24 protein-coding genes and 1 tRNA gene are annotated in these 23,324 nt (G+C 41.4%); 21 read left to right on the top strand and 4 right to left on the bottom strand.

All coding sequences use genetic code 11. The features are described from left to right. The first annotated feature begins 61 nt into the window (after window positions 1-61). Together BM232_RS08970 and argF are read left to right on the top strand one after the other, a co-directional pair. Window positions 62-1,261 (top strand): aspartate aminotransferase family protein, encoded by a 1,200-nt coding sequence (locus BM232_RS08970; RefSeq protein ID WP_091713708.1) that lies wholly within the window; start codon window positions 62-64, stop codon window positions 1,259-1,261. Between the two features lies 1 nt (window position 1,262). Continuing rightward, window positions 1,263-2,159 (top strand): ornithine carbamoyltransferase, encoded by an 897-nt coding sequence (argF, locus tag BM232_RS08975; RefSeq protein WP_091713710.1) that lies wholly within the window; start codon window positions 1,263-1,265, stop codon window positions 2,157-2,159. A gap of 19 nt (window positions 2,160-2,178) precedes the next feature. Here argF and murU read toward each other — a convergent pair whose 3' ends face one another. Both murU and BM232_RS08985 read right to left on the bottom strand, forming a co-directional pair. Continuing rightward, the gene (gene murU, locus BM232_RS08980) at window positions 2,179-2,850 is read right to left on the bottom strand and encodes an N-acetylmuramate alpha-1-phosphate uridylyltransferase MurU (RefSeq protein ID WP_091713712.1); all 672 of its coding nucleotides are present in this window, start codon (window positions 2,848-2,850) and stop codon (window positions 2,179-2,181) included. Further along, the gene (locus tag BM232_RS08985; protein WP_091713714.1) at window positions 2,847-3,839 is read right to left on the bottom strand and encodes an aminoglycoside phosphotransferase family protein; all 993 of its coding nucleotides are present in this window, start codon (window positions 3,837-3,839) and stop codon (window positions 2,847-2,849) included. Before BM232_RS08985 ends, murU begins: the two co-directional genes overlap by 4 nt. A 190-nt stretch (window positions 3,840-4,029) precedes the next feature. On the opposite strand from BM232_RS08985, the gene BM232_RS08990 reads away from it, so the two are divergent. After that, a complete protein-coding gene (locus BM232_RS08990; protein ID WP_091713716.1) occupies window positions 4,030-4,440 on the top strand; it encodes a hypothetical protein in 411 nt (136 codons plus the stop codon). A gap of 6 nt (window positions 4,441-4,446) precedes the next feature. On the opposite strand, the gene BM232_RS08995 is transcribed toward BM232_RS08990, so the two are convergent. Together BM232_RS08995 and BM232_RS09000 are read right to left on the bottom strand one after the other, a co-directional pair. Then, on the bottom strand, window positions 4,447-5,037 hold the full coding sequence (locus BM232_RS08995; protein ID WP_091713718.1) for a Maf family protein: 591 nt from the start codon (window positions 5,035-5,037) through the stop codon (window positions 4,447-4,449). Window positions 5,038-5,058: 21 nt separating this feature from the next. Next, window positions 5,059-6,693 (bottom strand): alpha-D-glucose phosphate-specific phosphoglucomutase, encoded by a 1,635-nt coding sequence (locus tag BM232_RS09000; protein ID WP_091713720.1) that lies wholly within the window; start codon window positions 6,691-6,693, stop codon window positions 5,059-5,061. Window positions 6,694-6,774: 81 nt separating this feature from the next. On the opposite strand from BM232_RS09000, the gene BM232_RS09005 reads away from it, so the two are divergent. The 18 genes from BM232_RS09005 to fabD all read left to right on the top strand — a co-directional run bounded on the left by BM232_RS09005 (window position 6,775) and on the right by fabD (window position 23,324). Beyond that, window positions 6,775-7,668 (top strand): cation diffusion facilitator family transporter, encoded by an 894-nt coding sequence (locus tag BM232_RS09005; RefSeq protein ID WP_143092275.1) that lies wholly within the window; start codon window positions 6,775-6,777, stop codon window positions 7,666-7,668. 145 nt (window positions 7,669-7,813) lie between these two features. Then, window positions 7,814-8,338, top strand: a complete 525-nt coding sequence (locus BM232_RS09010) for a nuclease-related domain-containing protein (RefSeq protein WP_245752864.1) — start codon at window positions 7,814-7,816, stop codon at window positions 8,336-8,338. After that, window positions 8,338-9,246: a 5'-nucleotidase gene (locus BM232_RS09015; protein ID WP_091713726.1), complete on the top strand. Its 909-nt coding sequence runs from the start codon at window positions 8,338-8,340 to the stop codon at window positions 9,244-9,246. Before BM232_RS09010 ends, BM232_RS09015 begins: the two co-directional genes overlap by 1 nt. A 6-nt stretch (window positions 9,247-9,252) precedes the next feature. After that, a complete protein-coding gene (locus BM232_RS09020) occupies window positions 9,253-9,954 on the top strand; it encodes an HDOD domain-containing protein (protein WP_091713728.1) in 702 nt (233 codons plus the stop codon). Continuing rightward, complete coding sequence (locus BM232_RS09025) at window positions 9,955-10,554, top strand: hypothetical protein (RefSeq protein ID WP_091713731.1); 600 nt, start codon at window positions 9,955-9,957, stop codon at window positions 10,552-10,554. Between the two features lie 200 nt (window positions 10,555-10,754). After that, window positions 10,755-10,839 (top strand) — tRNA-Leu (locus tag BM232_RS09030). Window positions 10,840-10,901: 62 nt separating this feature from the next. Then, complete coding sequence (gene tig, locus BM232_RS09035) at window positions 10,902-12,203, top strand: trigger factor (protein ID WP_091713733.1); 1,302 nt, start codon at window positions 10,902-10,904, stop codon at window positions 12,201-12,203. Between the two features lie 88 nt (window positions 12,204-12,291). Continuing rightward, on the top strand, window positions 12,292-12,924 hold the full coding sequence (clpP, locus tag BM232_RS09040) for an ATP-dependent Clp endopeptidase proteolytic subunit ClpP (protein ID WP_177207301.1): 633 nt from the start codon (window positions 12,292-12,294) through the stop codon (window positions 12,922-12,924). 49 nt (window positions 12,925-12,973) lie between these two features. Then, the gene (gene clpX, locus BM232_RS09045; RefSeq protein WP_091713735.1) at window positions 12,974-14,245 is read left to right on the top strand and encodes an ATP-dependent protease ATP-binding subunit ClpX; all 1,272 of its coding nucleotides are present in this window, start codon (window positions 12,974-12,976) and stop codon (window positions 14,243-14,245) included. 138 nt (window positions 14,246-14,383) lie between these two features. Next, window positions 14,384-16,804 (top strand): endopeptidase La, encoded by a 2,421-nt coding sequence (gene lon / locus BM232_RS09050; RefSeq protein ID WP_091713737.1) that lies wholly within the window; start codon window positions 14,384-14,386, stop codon window positions 16,802-16,804. Window positions 16,805-16,819: 15 nt separating this feature from the next. After that, entirely contained in the window at window positions 16,820-17,449 is a 630-nt protein-coding gene (locus tag BM232_RS09055) for an SPOR domain-containing protein (protein ID WP_091713739.1), read from the top strand. A gap of 108 nt (window positions 17,450-17,557) precedes the next feature. Next, window positions 17,558-18,049: a CvpA family protein gene (locus BM232_RS09060; protein ID WP_091713741.1), complete on the top strand. Its 492-nt coding sequence runs from the start codon at window positions 17,558-17,560 to the stop codon at window positions 18,047-18,049. A gap of 19 nt (window positions 18,050-18,068) precedes the next feature. Then, complete coding sequence (gene purF / locus BM232_RS09065; protein ID WP_091713743.1) at window positions 18,069-19,574, top strand: amidophosphoribosyltransferase; 1,506 nt, start codon at window positions 18,069-18,071, stop codon at window positions 19,572-19,574. Between the two features lie 78 nt (window positions 19,575-19,652). Next, complete coding sequence (locus BM232_RS09070) at window positions 19,653-20,165, top strand: YceD family protein (protein WP_245752867.1); 513 nt, start codon at window positions 19,653-19,655, stop codon at window positions 20,163-20,165. Between the two features lie 36 nt (window positions 20,166-20,201). Then, window positions 20,202-20,381: a 50S ribosomal protein L32 gene (gene rpmF, locus BM232_RS09075; RefSeq protein WP_007145145.1), complete on the top strand. Its 180-nt coding sequence runs from the start codon at window positions 20,202-20,204 to the stop codon at window positions 20,379-20,381. Window positions 20,382-20,394: 13 nt separating this feature from the next. Further along, window positions 20,395-21,414 carry a phosphate acyltransferase PlsX gene (plsX, locus tag BM232_RS09080; RefSeq protein ID WP_091713748.1) on the top strand — a complete coding sequence of 340 codons (1,020 nt, stop codon included), beginning with the start codon at window positions 20,395-20,397 and terminating at the stop codon, window positions 21,412-21,414. Next, the gene (locus BM232_RS09085) at window positions 21,411-22,370 is read left to right on the top strand and encodes a beta-ketoacyl-ACP synthase III (RefSeq protein ID WP_091713750.1); all 960 of its coding nucleotides are present in this window, start codon (window positions 21,411-21,413) and stop codon (window positions 22,368-22,370) included. The genes plsX and BM232_RS09085 overlap by 4 nt, the downstream gene beginning before the upstream one ends. 18 nt (window positions 22,371-22,388) lie before the next feature. Next, entirely contained in the window at window positions 22,389-23,324 is a 936-nt protein-coding gene (gene fabD / locus BM232_RS09090; protein ID WP_091713752.1) for an ACP S-malonyltransferase, read from the top strand.

Genomic DNA, 23,324 nt, shown 5'->3' on the forward strand with positions numbered 1-23,324 from the left:
TTTCGTTTATTGGCCCTAAAAAGCCGTTTATTTAATGCCGTCAGGGCAAGGAGTACAAGCCATGACAGAATCGGTCATGCCCACATACGGACGTCTAGACGTCACTTTTAGTGAAGGTAAAGGCGCTTGGTTAACTGATACAGATGGAAAACGCTATTTAGATGCGTTGAGCGGTATTGCTGTATGTAATTTGGGGCATTGCCATCCTGCGGTGACGCGAGCGATTCAGCATCAGGCTGAAACCTTAGTGCATACATCCAATATGTACCATATCGCTCTGCAGGAAAAACTGGCCGATAAACTGACCAGCTTGTCTGGCATGGACCAAGTGTTTTTCTGCAACTCCGGTGCAGAAGCTAATGAAGCCGCAATTAAGATTGCACGTAAGTATGGTCACAGCAAAGGCATTGATAAGCCAGTTGTGATTGTCATGGACGGCAGTTTCCATGGACGTACAATGGCGACGTTGACTGCCACAGGAAATGCAAAAGTTCAGGTGGGCTTTGATCCTTTAGTGCCAGGTTTCGTTCGTGTGCCATACAATGATCTTGATGCGCTGCGCATGGCGATCGGTCATTGGCCTGAAGCTGTTGCCGTGTTACTTGAGCCTGTACAGGGTGAGGGTGGCATTAAAATACCAGACAGTGAGTATTTAGCTGGTGTTCGGGCAATCTGCACACAACGCAAGTTGTTGATGATGCTGGATGAAGTCCAGACAGGTATTGCCAGGACGGGTAAATGGTTTGCTTATCAACATAATGCTGAACTCATACCTGATGTGATGACATTGGCGAAAGGGCTGGGCAATGGTGTGCCTATCGGTGCTTGTCTTGTCGCTGGTAATGCTATTGGTATTTTACAAGCAGGTAATCATGGCTCGACTTTTGGTGGCAATCCACTAGCCTGTAGTGCGGCGTTAAGTGTTTTAAACACAATTGAAGAAGACGGCATAATTGGCCATGTTAATGCGCTTAGTAAACAAATGCTTGATGGCTTTCAACAGAAACTTCTGGGTAAAGCGGGTGTGAAAGATGTACGTGCTCATGGCTTGATGTTTGGTATTGAGTTATCAGTGCCTTGTGTTGAGTTAGTTAAAAAAGCACTAGCAGATGGCTTGCTGATTAATGTAACAGCAGAATCCGTTATTCGTTTATTACCGCCGTTAATCCTCAATGTTGAGGAAGCCCAAATTATCGTAGATAAGGTAAGTAAACTCGTGATCGAGTTTCTATCTTCGCAACAGGTTGAGAGCGTAGCCTAATATGAGACATTTTTTAACTTTAAAAGACTTGGCTGCTGATGAGTTAGAAGCGTTAATTAATCGTGCATCTGAGCTTAAAGAAATGCAGCATAAAGGCGAAATCTACCAGCCTTTGAAGAATAAAGTACTGGCGATGATTTTTGAAAAATCATCTACACGTACCCGAGTTTCATTTGAATCAGCAATGATACAGTTTGGTGGTGGCTCAATATTTTTATCACCGGATGATACCCAGCTTGGCCGCGGTGAGCCTGTGGAAGATTCCGCCAGAGTAATTTCTTCCATGGTTGATGCGGTAATGATCCGCACCTTTGAACATGCCAAGATTGAAACATTTGCAAAATACTCATCTGTACCGGTGATTAATGCGTTGACGGATGATTTTCATCCATGCCAGTTATTGGCAGATATGCAAACCTATCAAGAGCATCGTGGCTCGATTAAAGGTAAGAAAGTGGTTTGGATAGGGGATGGCAATAATATGTGTCATTCATATATCAATGCCGCGCAACAATTTGGTTTTGAGCTGCATATCGCTACTCCCATTGGTTACGAGCCGAAAGCGGATATTGTGTCATCTGTCGATGCCACTGTTGAGTTATTCAATAATCCAGCAGATGCGGCAAAAGATGCTGATCTTGTTGTTACTGATGTATGGGCCAGCATGGGCCAGGAAGAAGAACAACGTAAACGTGAAGAAGCTTTTGCTGAGTTTCAGGTCAATAATGACATTATGAAACTAGCGGCAAAAGATGCTTTATTTATGCATTGTTTACCGGCACACCGTGGTGAAGAAGTTACCGCTGATGTAATTGATGGTAAACAAAGTGTTGTCTGGGATGAAGCTGAAAATCGTCTACATGCACAAAAGGCATTATTAGAATTTTTATGTGCCTAAGCTTAGAGCAAGAGCTTGTTTAACTAAGCTCTTGCTCTAATGATTCAAGGCGCTCAAGCGTGCCGATATCAGACCAACGACCATCATATAACTCTGCGGTCATCCTCTTATTTTTTATCGTTTCTTCAAATAATGGTCTGAGTGCTTTGCGTTCGACTTTCATATGTTGGAACAGTCGTGGATGGTAGAGACCAATGCCACTGAAGGTAAATTTATTCTTACCCTCAAGGCTGACTAAACTATCCGCTTCTATAGCAAAGTCGCCATCAGGATTATGATCAGGATTGTTTACTATAATCAGATGGCAGTCAGTATCAGCTTCCAGCGTACGTCTGCTCAGTGCAGAAAAGTCATAGTCAGTCCAGATATCACCGTTAACCACGATAAATGGTTCATCACCCAGCAAACTTAATGCTTGAGTTATGCCACCTGCTGTTTCCAGACTGCCTGAAGTTTCGGGCGAATAAATGATGCGACAACCGTAATTGTCACCATTGCCAAGAACAGCAGGAAACTGCTCACCCAGGTGGGCATAATTAATCACGATTTCACGGATACCTGCAGATACCAAACTCTCAATAAGGTATTCAATCAGTCTTTTCTTTCCTGCATAAACAAGTGGTTTTGGCGTGTGATCAGTTAATGGTCGCAACCTTTCACCACGGCCTGCAGCTAGAATCATTGCTTTCATTTTATTGCCATAATTTCAGGTGTACTGGTAAGAAACTCATAGAGCGTTTCAAGCTCTTTGTATCTTTCACAGACTTCCAATACATAGTGAAGAGTAAGAGGTAAATCATTAAGGTAATTCGCTTTACCATCGCGATAATTGAGACGACAGAAGATGCCGAGCACTTTAAGGTGTCGCTGCAATCCGGTCAAATCAAACCAACGTTGTAAATCGTTACCCTGGGACGTCGTAATCAGTTTGTTATTGATGGCTTGTTCTTTGTAGTAATTTAACCATTTTTGCTGCTGTTCAGCTGGCCACTGAATGTAACAATCTTTTAGTAATGACACCAAATCATAGGTAATAGGGCCTATTACTGCATCTTGAAAATCGATAATGCCAAGTGTGTTGTCAGCACACATCATCAGATTTCGGCTGTGATAATCTCGGTGAACGAAGCAGCTTGGTTGTTTTTTTATTTCATCAATAAGAAAGTCATAGACAGCTGTTAGCGTTTTCGGTGCTTGCAAGGATAAATGTCGAGTCAGAAACCAGTCAGGAAACAGTGACATTTCTTCACGTAATTTTGCTTCATCATAATCAGGCAAAGTTGTGTTTATCGTATTTGTCTTTTGCATTGCGACAAGCTCGTCAATGGCTTTACGGTATAGCTCATCTGCATTGACTGATGTTAATGATTTTAAAAAGGAAGTATCGCCAAAATCACTGAGTAGTAAATAGCCATTATCTTCATCTTTGGCATAGAGATGTGGCACCGCTACATCATATTGTGAAAGAAACTCATCAACGTTGATAAAGCTGCTTATATCTTCATGTTCTGGTGGCGCATCCATGACGATGTATGAGTTGTCATTTTGTTTCAAACGAAAATATCTTCTGAAACTAGCGTCGCTAGAAGCAACGGTTATCGTTAAACGATCATCAGGAAATAGTTTCTCTACCCAGGATTTAAGTTGCTCGAATCTGGCATCATTAGTCACGTTGTTCATGTAATTGGTTACTCAAAATCTATGTGTTGGTTCTTTAGTTATAAATTTAGCTTGTGATGACATCACCCTGCTTATATGAAAATAGGGGTGTGAATATTATTTGTATCTGGCGTATTATCGGGAATTATTTCCTAACTCATTAGTCCATCTGATGGGTGTTAAATAATGCTTTAGCTACAATGGAGTCGCAATGAAAAAATTTTTAATATCGGCACTTTTATTAAGTGCATCGTCAGTTGTTATTGCCCAAGAGTATGTCACACCTGGTGATATGTCAGAAGAAGCTCAAACGAAAATGTTTTCTATCCTTACGGATTACAATAAATGTATGATGCAAGGACATCTAAAATTTAGTCATACAGCTGAAAGCCCACAAAAAATGGCTGAAGACATTATGCAAAGTTGTGAAAGCCACCTTGATGAATTGAAAGCGCATTTAATTTCTAATGGTGTCGAAAAAAGTCTGGTCGAAGGTATGGCTAAGACAATGCGTTCAAAAGCCGCTCGTCAGCTTATGACAAAAACAATGAATAATTATGCAGCACAAGCAGCGGCGATGGCCAATGCTGAAAAACAGAAAGAGCAGTCAGCAAACGAATAAATTTTTTTACTCATTGGGTTGGAGAACATCAACGCCTTCATTGTTCAACAACTCAATGAGTTTTATCAGCGGTAAACCAATTAGACTATTTGGATCATCGCCCTCTAACTTAGCAAATAAGCTAATACCTAATCCTTCAGATTTAAAACTGCCAGCACATTGATAAGGTTGTTCTCGTTCAAGATAATAACGAATCTGCTTTTCAGTTAAATGTCTGAAATGAACAACAAAAGGCTCGACCAAATGCTGCATGGTATGGGTTTTAGCATTGTATAAGGCTAAACCAGTATAGAAAGTAACAGCCTGACCTGAAGCAGACATAAGTTGTTTTACAGCTGTTTCATGATCACCCGGTTTACCTAAGATTTTTCCCTCTATAACAGCAACCTGATCAGAACCAATAATAAGTGCTTGAGGGTAATCTTTTGCAATGGCTAATGCTTTTTCCTGTGCCAGGCGTTCAACCAGTGATGTTGCTGTTTCGCCCTCAGATACTGACTCATCTATATCAGGTGAGTACTGTATAAAATTAATAGCCAGCTTTTTAAGTAACTCAGCTCTATATGGTGAGCTGGAACCCAGAATTAATGTTTGCATGATAGTTGGGCTTTACAAGGTTTAGGTGATCACTGTTGGGGCGGTTCTACCCGTAAGTTCAACTATCTTGGCTAATTGATTTGCCAGATCGATAAGCTCGGATAAGGCTGTTTGTGTATCCTGATTAAGCCGAGCGGGTCTGTCTTCGTATGACTCGATATATACACGTAATGTTGCGCCTTCAGTTCCTGTGCCAGACAATCTATAAATAATCCTGTCACCACCTTCAAAACCAATACGAATACCTTGTTTTTCAGAGACGCTGTTATCTATTGGATCATGGTAGCTAAAGTTATCTGCATAACTCACAGTTCGTTCTGCAAACTGTTTTTTTGGCAACGTAGAGAGCTGAGTCTGCAGATGTTGAATTAAGGCTTCTGCCTGTTCAGTAGGCACGCCTTCATAATCATGTCGAGTGTAATAATTGCGGCCAAATTGTTGCCAGTGCAGGTTTACTAACTCAGCAACAGACTGCTGTTTCACCGCTAAAATATTCAGCCAGAAAAGGACTGCCCATAAGCCATCTTTTTCGCGAATATGATTTGAACCCGTGCCAAAGCTTTCTTCACCGCACAGTGTGACGCGATTCGCGTCCAATAAGTTACCAAAGAACTTCCAGCCAGTCGGTGTTTCATGCGCTTCAATACCTAATTTCTCAGCAACGCGATCGGCCGCTTGACTGGTTGGCATTGAGCGAGCTATGCCTGTAATACCGGATTTATAAGCAGGGATATGCTGTGCATTGGCAGCAAGTATTGCCAAGCTATCAGACGGTGTTACAAAAAATTGCTTACCCAGAATCATATTACGATCACCGTCGCCATCCGAAGCGGCACCAAAGTCAGGCGCATCATCAGAAAATAATTCTGTAACGAGTTGTTCAGCATAGGTCAGATTAGGATCAGGGTGACCACCACCAAAGTCAGGTAACGGAATACCGTTTATGACTGTGCCGGCAGGAGCGCCTAAACGTTTTTCTAAAATCTCAATTGCATACGGACCTGTGACTGCATGCATGGCATCAAAGCGCATGGAAAAGTCACCGGAAGTCAGCAGTGCTTTTATGGCGGGGAAATCAAAAATAGATGCCATTAGTTCTGTGTAATCGACTACCGAGTCGATTACCTCAACAGTCATATCACCTAAATTTTGCAGGCCTAATTTATGAAGGGCAATATCTGCGGCATTGGATATTCTGTATTGGCTGATTTCAGTTGTTTGCTGATAGATTTGATTGGTAATGGATTCTGGTGCCGGGCCACCATTGCTGGTATTAAACTTTATACCGAAATCACCATCAATACCTGCTGGGTTATGACTAGCAGACAAAATCAAACCACCAAAAGCTTGGTATTTTCTAATTACACATGATGCGGCAGGGGTTGAGAGAATACCATTCTGTCCGACCCAGATATGAGAAAAACCATTGGCAGCTGCCATTTTCAAGATTATCTGTATTGCTGTCTGGTTATAATAACGACCATCACCACCGACAACGAGTGTTTTACCTTCACAGTCACCCAGAGCGTTAAAAGTCGATTGAATAAAGTTTTCCAGATAATGGGGTTGTTTAAATACACCCACTTTCTTGCGTAAACCAGAAGTGCCTGGTTTTTGACCTTCAAAAGCTGAGGTATTAACTGTCGAAATTGGCATAAAAACTTTCCTGAATGAAACATTTGAGCAGCATTATTGCTAGACTCACGTTATTTGAATTTAATCCACTATACTAAGTCCATGAATAAGCCTCAACACATTGATAAAGCGCATTTGATGCGGATGGCCACCTACGCTTCGGTGGTCACTGCTATCACCTTGATAATAGCCAAGTTATTTGCCTGGTTCTTAAGTGACTCGGTGAGTGTATTAGCCACATTAGTGGATTCCAGCTTGGATGTTCTGGCATCTATTTTGAATATGATTGCCGTCCATCACGCATTACAACCAGCGGATAGAGAACATCGTTTTGGTCATGGCAAAGCCGAATCATTAGCTGGACTTGGTCAATCAATGTTTATCGCAGGCTCTGCGGGTATTCTTTTACTTCAGGCGATTAATCGCCTGTTTAAGCCTGAAGCAATGGAGCAGGGGCTGACTGTGAGTCTCGCTGTGATGATATTTTCGATTGTAGCGACATTAGCATTAATGACTTTTCAGAATTATGTCATCAGAAAAACAGATTCAACGGCGATTAAAGCGGATGCCCTTCATTACAAAACAGATTTATTAGTCAATGGTGGTGTCATTTTGGCTCTTGTGCTTAGTTTGAATGGCTGGCATTTGTCTGACCCGATTATTGCTATCGCCATAGCGTTGTTTATTCTGCATAGCGCATGGGGAATTGTTAAAGAGTCAATTGATCTACTTATGGATCATGAATTACCGGATGAAGAACGGGAAAAAATTAGTGCATTGGTTTTGCAGCATCCGCAAGCACGAGGTTTACATGATTTGCGGACTCGTCGTTCTGGTACCACTGTTTTTGTACAGCTTCATTTGGAACTGGATGAAACACTCACTTTAAGAGAGGCACATGAGATTGCCGATAAGCTTGAGCATCAGATAGCTAACTTATTTGATGATGCTGAGGTGATTATCCATGAAGATCCCATCACGCATTTACCTCTGTAGCCTTAATATAAAGTGAATACAATACAATCACTATTTCGTATAATTAGCACACAACAATATTGAGGCCAGTACAATTATTACCTTCGATTTATCCACCCAAATAGCCATTGCTGTCGCAGTTTGTGTTCTACTCTGTTTACTGTTTGTGGTTAAACGCAATAGAAAACGTTCACGTTATACAAGAAAGCTGGAACGTTCATTACAGTCAATAAAAAAGCAAGAAGCGAAATCTATTATTATTCCTGATGGTTTAGGTGGGGCGATAGAAATTGAACGCTTACTCCTGATTGAGCAAGGATTACTGATTATTGAAACATACCCGATGTCAGGACATTTATTTGGTGCAGATCACATAGATCAATGGACACAAATTATCGATGGTAGGAGCTTCAAATTCACCAATCCATTACATAGAATCTATAACACTAAACACGCTTTACAATTATTAGCACCCAAAGTCCCTATCTTTTGCCGTATTGTGTTTTCAGAGAATAGTAACTTTCCTAAAGGCAAACCGAGTGAAGTCTCTGTTATCAAAACATTAGATGAAGATTTGCAGGGGCTTTCTAAAGAGCCAAGTATCAACCAACTTGGAGAGATTGCATGGGAGCGGATTATTAGAATCGCTCGTACTGACGGCCAAACATTGTTGAGGGATGTCAAAATATAATGGAAACCAAACCACTTGTTCTTGCTATTTCTTCCAGGGCTTTATTTGACTTGGATGAAAGCCATAGAATCTATGAAGAACAAGGCACAGAGGCTTATTGTCAATATCAAATCGAAAATGAGGATGTGCCTTTGTCGCCCGGTGGCGCTTTTAGTTTAGTGCGAAAATTACTGGCATTAAACGATAACAATCCAAATACGCCAAAAGTTGAAATCATTCTTTTATCACGTAATTCTGCAGATACTGGCTTACGTGTGTTTAATTCCATACAACATCATAAACTCGCGATTACTCGTGCGGTATTTACATCCGGAAGTAGTCCGTACAGATATGTAGCGCCGTTTAATGCGCATCTATTTTTATCAACGAGCTCTGAAGACGTTGGTATGGCTCTGGAAGCAGGTATTGCCGCCGCGACTATTCTGCCGTCTCATATCAGAAATAATAATGATAGTGATCAGCTGAGGATTGCATTTGATGGTGATGCTGTTCTTTTTTCCGATGATTCTGAGCGTATTTTTAAAGAAAAAGGCTTGAAAGCGTTTACCGAAAATGAGCAACAGACAGCACATGAACCATTACCTGGTGGCCCATTCAAAGCTTTCCTGATGGCACTAAATCAGATTCAGACGGAATACAGCGAGAATGAATCACCTATCAGAACAGCCTTAGTGACGGCACGTTCTGCGCCGGCACATGAACGTGTCATTCGTACATTAAGAGCTTGGGATATCCGAATCGACGAAGCCATCTTCCTCGGCGGAATGGATAAAGGTCCTTTTTTGAAGTCATTCGGCGCTGATATCTTTTTTGATGACCAGGAAAAGCATTGTCAATCAGCTGTAGAACATGTTGCTACCGGACATGTTCCTCATGGTGTAGCAAATCAAAAAAAACAGCAGGATTAACCCCCAATGGTCAATGCGTCGATATCTGATTGGTTAAAACAACTCAGTGAAGAGGATATGCCAATCTTTTCTGGGACAGTAGCCAATGTCACAAAAGCATTAAACAGTGGCAAAAGTTCAGCTTCCGATGTGGCTAATATTATCCTTCAGGATGCCTCTTTAACGAGCCGTGTTCTAAAAGCGGTAAACACCGTACATTTTAATCCTTCCAGACATAGTATTAGTACCGTGTCTCGAGCCGTAATGGTAATGGGCTTTGATCAAATAAAAGTCATTACTCTCTCAATGGCACTCATCGATAATCTGAGAATAGGGGAGCAGCGTGCTCAGTTGATTCAAGAAATGGCTTTTGCATTTCATGCTGCTACTCAGGCTCAAGAGTTTGCAAAACAGTTGAAGTTAGACGATGCCGAAGATATTTTTGTAGCCACATTACTTTCACATCTTGGTTATATGGCATTTTGGGCGTTTGCTGGCGAAGAAAGTCAGGCGCTGCTTAGCGAAATGCATGAAGGGAAAGAACCGGCTCAGGCAGAGTTGAAAGTGCTGGGTTTCAGACTAACCGACTTAACAAAAACCTTGTGCCACGACTGGTCATTAGGTGAGTTGCTTAATGAATATTTAAATAATCGCTTGTCAGCAAAAAACACTAAGGTTATTTCTCTGGCTGTTGATATTGCAACAACAGCACAGCAAGGCTGGAAGTAGGTGGAGCTCGAAACGTTATCAAAGCGAGTGGCTCAAATTTGCGATGTATCTGTTGAAAAAGCGAAAAACTTAGTTTTGTTCAACGTCAATAAATCTAAAGAACTGACACTGCTTTATGGCAGTGAGCAAATCAGCAGAGCAATTCTGTTGCCTGACCATATTGATGACGATGAAGATTTACCACAGCTTGATATCCCGAACCTTGTGGATGATTTTGCTGAGCCAGATTTTGATTATCTGATGAAAGTGTCACAAGAGATGGCCCAGGTAGTACAAGAACTACCACCACCCTCTATTAGTATTGTTTTGGAAATGACACTGGAAGGACTTACACGCGGTTTGGGTATGGATCGCGCTATATTTATGCTGCTGAACGAAACGCGAACAAAATTAACCTGCAAATCAGGCCTAGGAAAACAAGTCGATGAACTCAAGCAACAGTTAATCATTGATTTGGCCACCAATCAGGCATTCAAGAATGTAGTTGAGCAGCGTCAGCCATTATTGCTGATGAAAAATGATAAAGACTACTTTCAAACAAATCAGAGCAATAATAGACGGCTCAGCTTATTTGCTCATGCCAGTGGTGTTAAAAAATAAAGTCATTGGTCTGTTTATGGCGGATCGTAGCTCAAGCAAACGAGATATTTCCCAGCAAGAATTCATTGCATTTCAGCAGTTTTGCCAGCAAACGAACATGGGAATTAGTTTTTTAGCACTTCAAGGCTAGTTTTCTCGAAACGTTATCGCTATAATAGCCGACTTCTTTCAGGCATCAGGCATGTCTGATAAATGAATATGCGAGAGTGGCGGAATTGGTAGACGCGCTGGATTTAGGTTCCAGTAGGGTAACCTGTGAGAGTTCGAGTCTCTCCTCTCGTACCATTACTACAAATAGGCGGATGGCGAAACCGCCATGCCTAAATCCCCATGTTTGAGGTTAGAGAATGCAAGTTACTGTAGAAAACGTGAGCGAACTTGGTCGCCGTATGACCGTCACAGTCGAAGATGCCAATATCGAACAAGCAGTACAGGAACGCCTTAAGTCAATTAGACCTAATGTGAAAATGGCCGGTTTCCGTCCCGGCAAAGTACCGATGAACATGGTCGTTAAAACACATGGCCCATCAGCACGTCGTGAAGTGATCGACTCTCTTGTTCAGGAAAGCATGCGTGAAGCCTTCACTCAAGAAGGTGTTAACCCAGCAAGCCCTCCACATATCGATAGTATGGATGAAAAAGGCAGTAACTTCGTCTATACCCTCAACTACGAAGTCTTCCCTGAAGTAGAAAATGTCAAACTTGATGACATTACCCTGGAAAAAACAGTTGCTGAAGTGACTGATGAAGATGTAGACCGTATGCTGGAAACCTTACGTGAACAGCGTATGTCATGGGAACCATTAAAACGTGGTGCAAAAGAAGGTGACGGCGTCACTATTGATTTTGTCGGCACGATTGATGGCGAAGAATTCCAAGGTGGTAAAGGTCAGGATGTTCTTTTGGAGCTAGGCGAAGGTCGTATGCTGCCTGAATTTGAAGAACAACTCATTGGTAAAAAAGCTGACCAGGAAGTTGAGATTACATTAACTTTCCCAGAAGATTATCGTGCTGAGCACCTTCAAGGTAAAGAAGCTAAGTTTGCTGTTACCGTCAAACAAGTCGCTAAGAAAAAATTACCAAAGCTTGATAAAGAGTTTGCTGCATTATGTGGTGTTGAAGAAGGCATTGCCGCTTTGAAAAAAGAAGTGCGTGCCAATATGGAACGTGAGCTGAGTTCAGCTTTAAAAACACTGAATAAGCGTAAAGCAATGGATTCTATCGCGGAAAACAATGAAGTTGCTCTACCTTCAGCGCCAGTACAGCGTGAAGCTGAATATCTTGTTGAACAAGCAAAGAACAATCTCCGCAATCAAGGCGTTAATGTTGAAGGCTTGCCTTTCAATCCAGATAATTTTAAAGATAATGCTGAAAAGCGTGTTAAGTTAAGTCTTTTGATTGGTAAGATTATTTCAGATAATGAAATTCGTCCTGATGAGGATCGCGTAAAAGAAGCTATTGACGCAATTGCTGCTAGCTACGAAGATCCAGAAGAAGTTGTCACTTTCTACATGAATAATCAAGAAAGACTGTCTGAAATTCAGATGACAGTTGTTGAAGATATGGTTGTTGAATGGATTTACGACCATGTTAAAGTAGAAGAGAGTACATCAACATTCTCAGACGTCGTTAATGCAGTATCTAATTAATTAACAACGCTGATATTGAATGCAGCCCGTACTCATGTGAAATGGGTATGGGCTGTTTTTTTATTGGGACCTTGAAATTAGGATGGTTATGACAAATAAATTTTCTGGTGAAGAAAGCAGTATGATTCAAAATGCACTGGTGCCTATTGTCGTTGAGCAAACATCTCGTGGTGAACGCTCGTATGACATTTTTTCTCGTTTATTAAAAGAACGTGTCATCTTTTTAGTGGGCCCTGTAGAAGATCAAATGGCTAACCTTGTGGTTGCCCAGTTGTTATTCCTTGAATCAGAAAATCCTGATAAAGATATTCATCTATATATCAATTCACCCGGCGGGGCAGTAACTGCTGGTTTAGCCATTTACGACACTATGCAGTTTATTAAACCTAATGTAAGCACATTATGTATCGGTCAGGCCGCAAGTATGGGCGCTGTGCTTTTAGCCGGTGGCGCTGAAGGCAAACGTTATTGTCTGCCTAATTCACGCATTATGGTGCATCAACCATTAGGTGGTTTCCAGGGCCAAGCCTCTGATTTTGATATTCATGCAAAAGAAATTCTGAGTATTCGTGATCGTTTAAACGGAATTCTTGCTAAGCATACTGGTCAAGATATAGAAGCTATTCGTAAAGATACCGATCGTGATAACTTCATGAACGGTGAACAAGCTGTCGAATATGGTTTAATTGATTCAGTATTAACAAGCCGACCTACAGAATAAGCTATATCGGCCGATAAAATTTATAGATGACGCGTAAGGTAGTAAAAATATGAGCGACGACAAAAATAACGATGATAAATTACTTTATTGCTCTTTTTGTGGAAAAAGTCAGCATGAAGTAAAAAAATTAATCGCTGGTCCATCTGTATTTGTTTGTGACGAATGCGTCGATCTATGCAATGACATTATTCGTGAAGAAATGCAGGAAATGGCGACTGAAGAAGCCGAAAGTAAATTACCTACACCTCGCGAAATTAATGACGCATTAGATAATTATGTTATCGGACAGGAACGGGCTAAACGTTACCTTTCTGTCGCGGTTTATAACCATTACAAACGACTTCGTACGGCTAATAAAGATAACGATGTCGAACTGTCTAAAAGCAATATTCTTCTTATCGGACCTACCGGTAGTGGTAAAACGCTATTGGCAGAGACATTAGCCAGACAGTTGAATGTACCTTTTACTATGGCTGATGCAACGACGCTTACTGAAGCGGGTTACGTGGGTGAAGACGTTGAAAATATCATCCAGAAGCTGTTGCAAAAATGTGATTACGACGTTGATAAAGCAGAAACCGGCATTGTATATATTGATGAGATAGATAAAATTTCTCGTAAATCAGACAATCCATCAATAACTCGCGATGTTAGTGGTGAAGGCGTACAACAAGCATTGCTGAAATTAATTGAAGGAACGATTGCCTCAGTTCCACCTCAAGGTGGTCGTAAACATCCTCAGCAAGAGTTCTTACAGGTAGATACAAGTAAGATTTTATTTATTTGTGGTGGTGCCTTTGCTGGCTTGGATAAAGTTATCAGAAATCGCACCCAAAAAGGCGGTATTGGCTTCTCTGCTGAAGTGAAAAGTGTTGATGACAATAAGCCATTAAGCGAGTCATTACGGACAGTGGAACCAGAAGATCTTATTCAATATGGTCTTATCCCAGAGTTTGTTGGTCGTCTTCCTGTAGTTGCTACACTTGATGAGTTGGATGAAAAAGCATTGGTTCAGATTCTGACCGAACCTAAAAATGCACTGACTAAGCAGTATCAACAATTATTTAATATGGAAAATGCTGAACTTGAGTTCAGAGACGATGCATTAAGAGCTATCGCCAGAAAAGCCATGGAAAGAAAAACAGGTGCCCGTGGCCTGCGATCTATTATTGAAAATGTCTTGCTTGATACTATGTTTGAGTTACCCTCAGCAGATAATGTATCCAAGGTCGTAATTGATGAAAGCGTGATTGCTGGTGAGAATTCACCTATTTTGATTTATGAAGATCAAAGTACGGATATGGCCTCTGGCGATAAATAATCAGTTAACTACACCGTTGTATCTGCACACTAAATCAAGCATACGATTTCTGTATGCTTGATTTTTTATTGTCTGTCCCCATATTGAATTCATGTCCTAAATTGGGTGTCGACAGACACATGTAAGAGGTTTGCCTTAATGGAAAATGAATTAACTACCACTTCAAACGATAACAACATAAAGGTTGTTCCTGTTTTACCTTTACGTGACGTTGTCGTGTATCCCTATATGGTGATACCACTTTTTGTCGGTAGAGATAAATCTATCAAAGCCCTTGAGCTGGCAACGGATGAAAGTAAACAAGTCCTGCTGGTTGCACAAAAAGACTCATCAGAAGATACGCCAGATACTGACGGTTTGTATGAAACAGGTACTTTGGCAAATATCTTACAATTACTCAAGCTACCTGACGGTACAGTGAAAGTACTGGTGGAAGGTGTGCAACGTGCAAATGTGATTTATTTCCATAATCACGATACTCACACAGAAGCCGAAGTAGCGCCATTTATTGATGATATAGAAGATGACCGTGAAGCCGATGTTTTAATGCGAACGTTGCTGGGTCAATTCGAACAATACGTCAAATTAAATAAAAAAATTCCACCTGAAGTGATTTCATCGCTTTCGAGTATCGAAGATGTGTCTCGCATGTCTGATACCGTTGCTGCTCATATGACACTCAAGCTTGAAGATAAGCAGATGTTACTTGAAATGAGTGACGTAAAAGCACGCGTTGAAAAGTTAATGGCTTTCCTCGAAGGTGAGATTGATATTCAGCAGATTGAAAAACGTATTCGCAACCGTGTTAAAAAGCAAATGGAAAAAAGCCAGCGCGAATACTATCTAAATGAACAACTTAAAGCCGTTCAGAAAGAGTTAGGCGAAATAGACGAATCTGCAAATGAAACGGATGAGCTTGCAGCTAATATTGAAAAAGCAGGCATGCCTGCAGAAGCACGTGAGAAGGCTGAATCTGAACTTAAAAAGCTTCGTATGATGTCGCCAATGTCGGCAGAAGCCACTGTGGTCAGAAATTATATTGAATCGTTACTGGAAGTGCCTTGGAAGAAACGTTCAAGAGTAACGTTGGATTTACATAAGGCCGAAGAGGTTTTAGATGAAGATCATTACGGTCTTGAAAAAGTAAAAGAACGTATTGTTGAATACCTCGCTGTTCAGAAACGTGTGAAAAAATCAAAAGGTCCAATTCTTTGCTTGGTTGGTCCTCCTGGGGTAGGTAAAACATCGATTGCACAATCCATTGCACGTGCAACGAATCGTAAGTTCACCAGAATGGCCTTAGGTGGTGTAAGAGATGAGGCTGAAATTCGCGGGCATCGTCGTACCTACATAGGCTCTATGCCAGGTAAAGTCATACAGAATATTTGTAAAACAGAAGTAAAAAATCCTTTATTTCTGCTTGATGAAATAGACAAAATGGCGCAAGACTTCCGCGGTGATCCTGCATCAGCGTTATTGGAAGTACTTGATCCTGAACAAAACTCAACGTTTGCCGATCATTATTTGGAAGTTGAATATGATTTGTCGGACGTCATGTTTGTCTGTACGGCTAATACATTGAATATTCCAGATGCATTACGTGATCGTATGGAAATTATTCGTCTTGCTGGCTATACAGAAGATGAAAAACTCAATATCGCTATGAAATATCTGTTACCAAAAGCGATTAAAGACAATGGTCTTAAAGCTAAGGAAATTGATATTCAGGAAGATGCCGTCATGGAAATTATTCGTCGCTATACCCGTGAGGCTGGCGTACGGAATTTACAACGTGAAATTTCAAAAATCTGCCGTAAATTAGTTAAACAAATTATTACCGAGCAGCCAAAAGAAAAAGTGATCGTGACAGCTGACAATATCGAAACCTATTTAGGTGTCTATCATTATCAATACGGTGTGGCTGAAGAAAGTGATCGTGTTGGTCAGGTAACAGGACTAGCATGGACCGAAGTGGGTGGCGAGCTATTAACGATTGAGTCTGCCATTATGCCAGGTAAAGGCAAATCTGCTTATACCGGTAAATTAGGTGATGTTATGCAGGAATCTATCCAGGCAGCTACCACGGTTGTTCGTTCTCGTTCAACGGAGTGGGGCATTAGTGAAGATTTTCTTCAAACACATGATCTTCATATCCACGTGCCGGAAGGTGCTACACCGAAAGATGGTCCAAGTGCCGGTGTCGGTATGTGTACCGCATTAGTTTCGGCAATCACTGGAATTCCTGTAAAAGCGAATGTAGCCATGACGGGTGAAATTACCTTGCGTGGTGAAGTATTAGCTATTGGTGGTTTAAAAGAAAAACTGTTAGCAGCTCATCGTGGGGGGATAGATACAGTATTAATACCTCACGATAACGTTAAGGATTTAAAGGAAATTCCTGAAAACGTTAAACAGGGTCTAACCATTATTCCTGTTAAATGGATTTATGAAGTGCTTGATGTAGCTTTACAGCATATGCCGTCAGCTAATAATGAAACAGGAGTTATTGCCTCTGATAAAAATAAGTATCATGAGGTAAACTCACCTAATCATCACTAATCACTGGAGCAGGCAATGACACTGGTACAAAAACAGCGCTTGATAGGGGCTGCCTTATTACTCTTTGTTATCGGTGTTATTGCTTGGCTACTATTAGCTTCGGTGGCAAAAAATGACATTGACGATATCGTTGATAAACCAATACCTTTTGATTCTATTATTGAACCTTTAGACGATGAACCAGAACGTGTTGAATCTTCTGTGCCAGAGCAGGAGGTTGCACCATCTAATCAGTTAGATAATCCGCCAGTAAATAAAGACAGTGAAAAACTGACCGAAAACGAACACACTGCTCCAGCTCCAGCTCCAGCTCCAGCTCCAGCTCCAGCTCCAGCTCCAGCTCCAGCTCCAGCTCCAGCTCCAGCTCCAGCTCCAGAAAAAGAAAAGTCTGCAGAACAAAAAAATGAGACTTTATGGGTTTTACAATTAGCCAGCTTTGGTGTCCGGAATAATGCTGATGCATTATCAAAAGAACTTGAGTCCATGGGCTATAACCCACTAATTGAAATTGTTAAAACAGATAAAAAACCGATTTATCGTGTGCGTTTACAACCAGTGGCCGATCGGAATAAATTAGAAAAAACAGCAAAAATGCTGAGTGAAAAGCTCAAGTTATCTACGCAAATTTTGCAATATCAGCCCTAGTGCTGGCATCTATAACTGACAATGAAATATAACTGTAAAAATACTGGGTTGTTGTTGGTTAATCTGTTAAAATTCACGGTTTAGATCGCAGCTCATTGCGGGGTAACTATGGTTTGGGTTGACTATCTGATAATAGGTCTTATTTTTTTGTCGGCCACTATCAGTATCGTCCGGGGCTTTATGAAAGAGGTGCTTTCATTAGCTAGTTGGATTTTAGCTTTCTGGGTAGCCATACTTTTTTACTCAAATCTATCTACCTTATTAGCTGACTATATATCGACACCATCCATACGATTATTTCTGGCTTTTTTTGTCTTATTTGCAGTGACATTGATTCTTGGCGCTATGGTCAATCACTTAATATCTCAAGTTGTTGAAAAAACCGGACTTACAGGTACTGACCGGGCTTTAGGGATTATCTTTGGCATGATACGAGGTGTCGCCATTGTCACTATCTTGGTTCTAGCTGCTGGTGCGACGCCAATGCCAGCAGACAGTTGGTGGCAAAACTCTATCTTGCTAGAGCATTTCATCAAACTAGCTGTTTGGGTGCGTGATCTGTTACCAACAGATATCGCTCAACATATCAACTACAATTAACTTCCTGACAGGGCAAACTATGTGCGGAATTATTGGTATTGTGGGTCACTCTGAGGTTAACCAGGCCTTATATGATGGATTGACCGTACTGCAACATCGAGGACAGGATGCTGCTGGAATTATGACTTGCGATGATGATGGCAAGTTTTTCCTACGTAAGGATAATGGGCTAGTCAAAGATGTGTTTCATACCCGTCATATGATTCGTCTTAAAGGTAAGATGGGGATTGGTCATATTCGCTATCCCACTGCTGGCTGTTCAACCTCTGCTGAATCACAGCCGTTTTATGTGAACTCACCATTTGGTATTGCCCTGGCACACAACGGCAATTTAACCAATACAAAAGTACTGAAAGACGAGTTGTTCCAGACAGATCGTCGTCACCTTAATACTGATTCTGATTCTGAAGTGTTACTCAATGTGCTTGCACATGAGTTACAAAACAGCTCAAAACTTACCCCACAGCCTGATGATATCTTTAAAGCCGTCGCTCAAGTGCACCGTCGTTGTAAAGGCGCTTATGCCGCTGTTGCGATGATTTCTGGTGTTGGTGTCATGGCATTCCGTGATCCATATGGTATTCGCCCAGCGGTTATTGGAAAACGTGAAACAGAGAATGGGACTGAGTATGTTGTGGCATCTGAAAGTGTCGCTGTTGATATTCTAGATTATGAATTAGTCCGCGATATTGCACCGGGTGAGTGTGTCTTTATCGATACCAAAGGCAACTTTTATTCTCAGCAGTGTGCTGAGAATCCCATCAAATCACCATGCATTTTTGAATATGTTTATTTTGCCAGACCTGACTCTATGATGGATGGTATCTCTGTTCATAAAAGCCGGATGCGTATGGGGACGAAACTTGCTCAGAAAATTAAACGTGAGTTTCCGGACCATGATATTGATGTTGTTATTCCGATTCCAGATACCAGTCGTAGTGCAGCATTACAATTATCATATGATCTAGGTGTGGTCTATAGAGAAGGGTTTATTAAAAATCGCTATATTGGCCGAACATTTATCATGCCTGGCCAGACAATGCGTAAGAAATCTGTTCGTCAGAAATTAAATGCTATTGATCTGGAGTTTAGAGGCAAAAATGTCCTCTTAGTTGATGACTCTATTGTAAGAGGCACGACTTCACAGCAAATCGTTCAGATGGCAAGAGATGCGGGTGCTAACAAAGTCTATTTGGCTTCAGCTGCACCACCGGTTCGATTCCCGAATGTCTATGGCATTGATATGCCGTCTGCAAATGAGTTTGTTGCTCACGACAGAAGTGTAGAAGAAATTTCAAGGGAGCTTGGTGTAGATTGGCTTGTATATCAGGACCTGCCTGATCTGGTCTCAGCTATTAATAAAAAGAGTGATGTTGAGCGTTTTGATACCTCATGTTTCGATGGGGAGTACATCACAGGTGACATTGATGCCAATTATTTATACTACATCGATGCGATGCGAAATGACCTCAGTAAACAGACATCTGATAAAAGCAATGCTGTAATTGAGCTACATAATAATTAATGTTATGAAGCCATATACGTATCCGTTTTGCTGTTTTTCGATATTTCTTATATAATCCCGTCGATTATGCACCAGCAATTGCCAAAAGAAATAGATCCGTTTCGTTTCGCCCATAATGGGCGAGAACTTGAAGGGGAGATTGAACTGACATCTTTGTCACGTTTAAAACCTTCTCTATTCAATGAAACGGGGACGGTTAAGGTCAAGATGCGTTTTGATATTGATCAGACCGGGACTCCCTATATGCAAGGGCAGTTTGTCGCCGACTTGTCGTTGACATGTGAACGTTGCTTGGGAGAGTTGCTCTATCCAGTGACAATAGAAACATTGTTAGGACTGGTAAAGCATGAACGCTTAGTCAGTAAGTTATCTGAGCAATATGAGCCTTGGGTAATTGACGACTCAGAGTTTGTGAATCCTGCTGATGTTGTGGAAGATGAGTTAATTTTGGCACTTCCCCTAGTGCCTAAACATGATTTTGATTGTTTACCGAAAGAGGTATGGCAATCTGGGGACAAAGAGATAGAGGAGAAACCTGAAAAACAGGCTTCTCCGTTCGCAGTTTTATCTGCATTGAAATCAAAAAAATAATTTTGAATTTTTAAAAGGCTTTAGGAGTTTTTAGTCATGGCTGTTCAACAAAACAAAAAAAGTGCATCACGTCGTGGAATGCGTCGTTCACATGATGCCTTAACCGAAACAACATTATCTGTTGATTCAACTTCAGGTGAATTGCACCGTCGTCATCATGTGTCAGCTGATGGCTATTACCGTGGTCGTAAAGTTGTAGCGGATAAAAGCGAATAAGGCATAAAAACAATTGAGCCTGACGATATCAATTGATGCAATGGGCGGGGATCACGGACCTCAAGTCGTGATCCCCGCTGCCATATCAGCATTAAAAAAACATCCGGATGTCACATTAATTCTTGTTGGTGATGAACAAACAATTCATTCGCACCTGCAAAAAAACAATGTCAACAATGAACCCCGCTTAATTGTCCATCATGCTTCACAGCAGGTAGAGATGGATGAATTGCCATCGCAAGCATTACGAGGAAAGAAAGATTCTTCTATGCGAGTGGCGATTAACTTAGTTAAAGAGGGGCGCGCAGCTGCTTGCGTAAGTGCAGGTAATACCGGTGCACTGATGGCGACAGCAAGATTTGTATTAAAAACGCTGCCGGGTATTGAAAGACCCGCTATCGTTTCAGCATTACCGACAATGAAAGGGCATACCTATGTACTGGACTTGGGCGCGAATGTTGACTCAAGCGCTGCACATTTAGTCCAGTTTGCCTTGATGGGCTCTGTTCTCGCTGAACTTGTCGATGGTAAAGATAAACCAAAAGTGGGCTTACTCAATATCGGTTCAGAAGAGATAAAAGGTAATGAACGGGTAAAAGAAGCATCACGATTATTAGAGCAGACCGATCTTAACTACATCGGTTATGTTGAAGGTGATGGCTTATACCATGGTGAAGTAGACGTCCTTGTTTGTGACGGTTTTGTCGGGAATGTTGCTCTTAAAACCAGTGAAGGCGTCGTTCATATGATTCGTCACTATTTACGACAATCATTTTCTCGTAACTGGCTGACTAAATTAGCTGGTTTAATTGCTTCACCAGTATTAAAACACTTTCGTAATGAGTTAGATCCTCGCGCCTACAACGGTGCAAATCTTATCGGTTTGCAAGGTATTGTGATTAAAAGTCATGGTGGAGCCGATGAGTTTGCTTTTGCTAATGCGATTAACATAGCGATTATTGAAGCTGCCAAGGACGTACCAAAAAATATAACTAAACACCTGGAAGTGTTACTGGAAGGACAAGTATTGTGATGTATTCTCGTATCGTGGGTACCGGCAGCTATCTGCCAGAAAAAGTACTCAGTAATCATGATCTGGAGTCTATGGTTGAAACTAGCGACCAATGGATTACTGAACGGACGGGAATAAAAGAACGTCATATCGCAGCAGAGAATGAAACAACGACGGATCTTGCCTACCAAGCATCCCTTAAAGCTATCGAAGCTGCAGGCATCACGAATAATGAGATTGATCTGATTATCGTTGCCACCACAACACCTACTCAAATATTTCCAAGTACAGCCTCATTATTACAAGCGAAGCTTAATATCGCAGGTTGTCCGGCTTTTGATGTTCAGGCTGTGTGTACTGGTTTTGTCTATGCATTGACCATAGCAGATAAGTTTATTAAATCTGGTGGTATCAAGAATGTACTAGTCGTTGGTGCTGAAACAATTTCACGCATCATTGATTGGAAAGATAGAAATACCTGTGTCTTATTCGGAGATGGTGCTGGTGCTGTAGTACTTCAGGCCTCAGAACAGCCAGGTATCATCTCAACACATATTCATTCTGATGGTGGTTTCAGTCACTTATTACAAGTACCAACCGGTCCTGGTTCGGCGGTAACTGATGAATCTCCCTATGTCGATATGCAGGGCAATGAAGTATTCAAGGTTGCCGTTAAAACATTAAGTAGCATTGTCGATGAAACACTTGAGGCCAATCAAATGGATAAAAGTGCTATTGATTGGTTAATCCCACATCAAGCTAATATCCGAATTATTGCTGCTACAGCGCGGAAATTACAGATGCCTATGGATCGCGTTGTTGTGACTGTAGATAAACATGGTAATACCTCAGCAGCATCGATTCCTTTAGCCCTCGACGTTGCTGTTCGTGACGGTCGTATAAAACGCGGTAAAACTTTATTGTTTGAAGCCTTTGGTGGCGGATTTACATGGGGTTCAGCGCTTATTCAGTACTGATATATTCAGGGGTAATGAATGAAATCAGCTTTTGTCTTTCCCGGTCAGGGATCTCAATCTGTAGGTATGCTCTCTGAGATTGCAGCAGAATACAGCCTAGTGAAACAAACATTCCAAGAAGCTTCAGACGCCTTAGGCTATGACGTCTGGAATCTGGTCTCTAATGGTCCTGACGAACTCTTAAATCAAACCGATCGTACTCAACCAGCTATGTTGACAGCTGGTATAGCGATGTGGCGTGTCTGGCAATCAGTTTCTGATATCCGACCAGATTATTTTGCTGGTCACAGCCTTGGTGAATATACGGCACTTGTTGCTGCAGAAGCCATCGGCTTTAGTGATGCTGTCAAACTGGTTGAATTACGTGGTCAATTTATGCAACAGGCTGTGCCTGCTGGTGAAGGGGCTATGGCTGCAATCCTTGGTTTGGATGATGATGTGGTGCGTGATGTTTGTAATGAAGCATCAGCCATCGGGGTTGTCGAAGCAGTGAACTTTAATTCGCCTGGTCAGGTTGTTATTGCTGGCTCTGCCGATGCTGTCAAAAGAGCAACTGAAATCGCATCTGATAAAGGTGCTAAACGTGCTCTGATTCTGCCAGTCAGTGTTCCATCCCATTGTGCCCTTATGCAGCCTGCTGCAGAGCAATTAGCTAATAAACTCAATGAGATAGAAATACGACTACCTACGACACCTGTTATTCATAATGCGAGCGTGACATCTGCTGTTGATGTAGACACGATTAAGTCATTATTGGCGCAACAATTATATAGTCCGGTTCGCTGGGTCGAAACTATTCAGTGGCTTGCCGCACAAGATGTAAATCACATTGTGGAGTGTGGACCAGGTAAAGTTTTAGCTGGTTTGACTAAACGTATTGATAAGTCTCTTACTGCATTACCTTTATTTGATTTAGCGACGCTTGAAAAAACTCAGCAAGCATTAGGAGAATAG

It is taken from the genome of Methylophaga sulfidovorans (genome assembly GCF_900114205.1).
GTDB lineage: Bacteria > Pseudomonadota > Gammaproteobacteria > Nitrosococcales > Methylophagaceae > Methylophaga > Methylophaga sulfidovorans.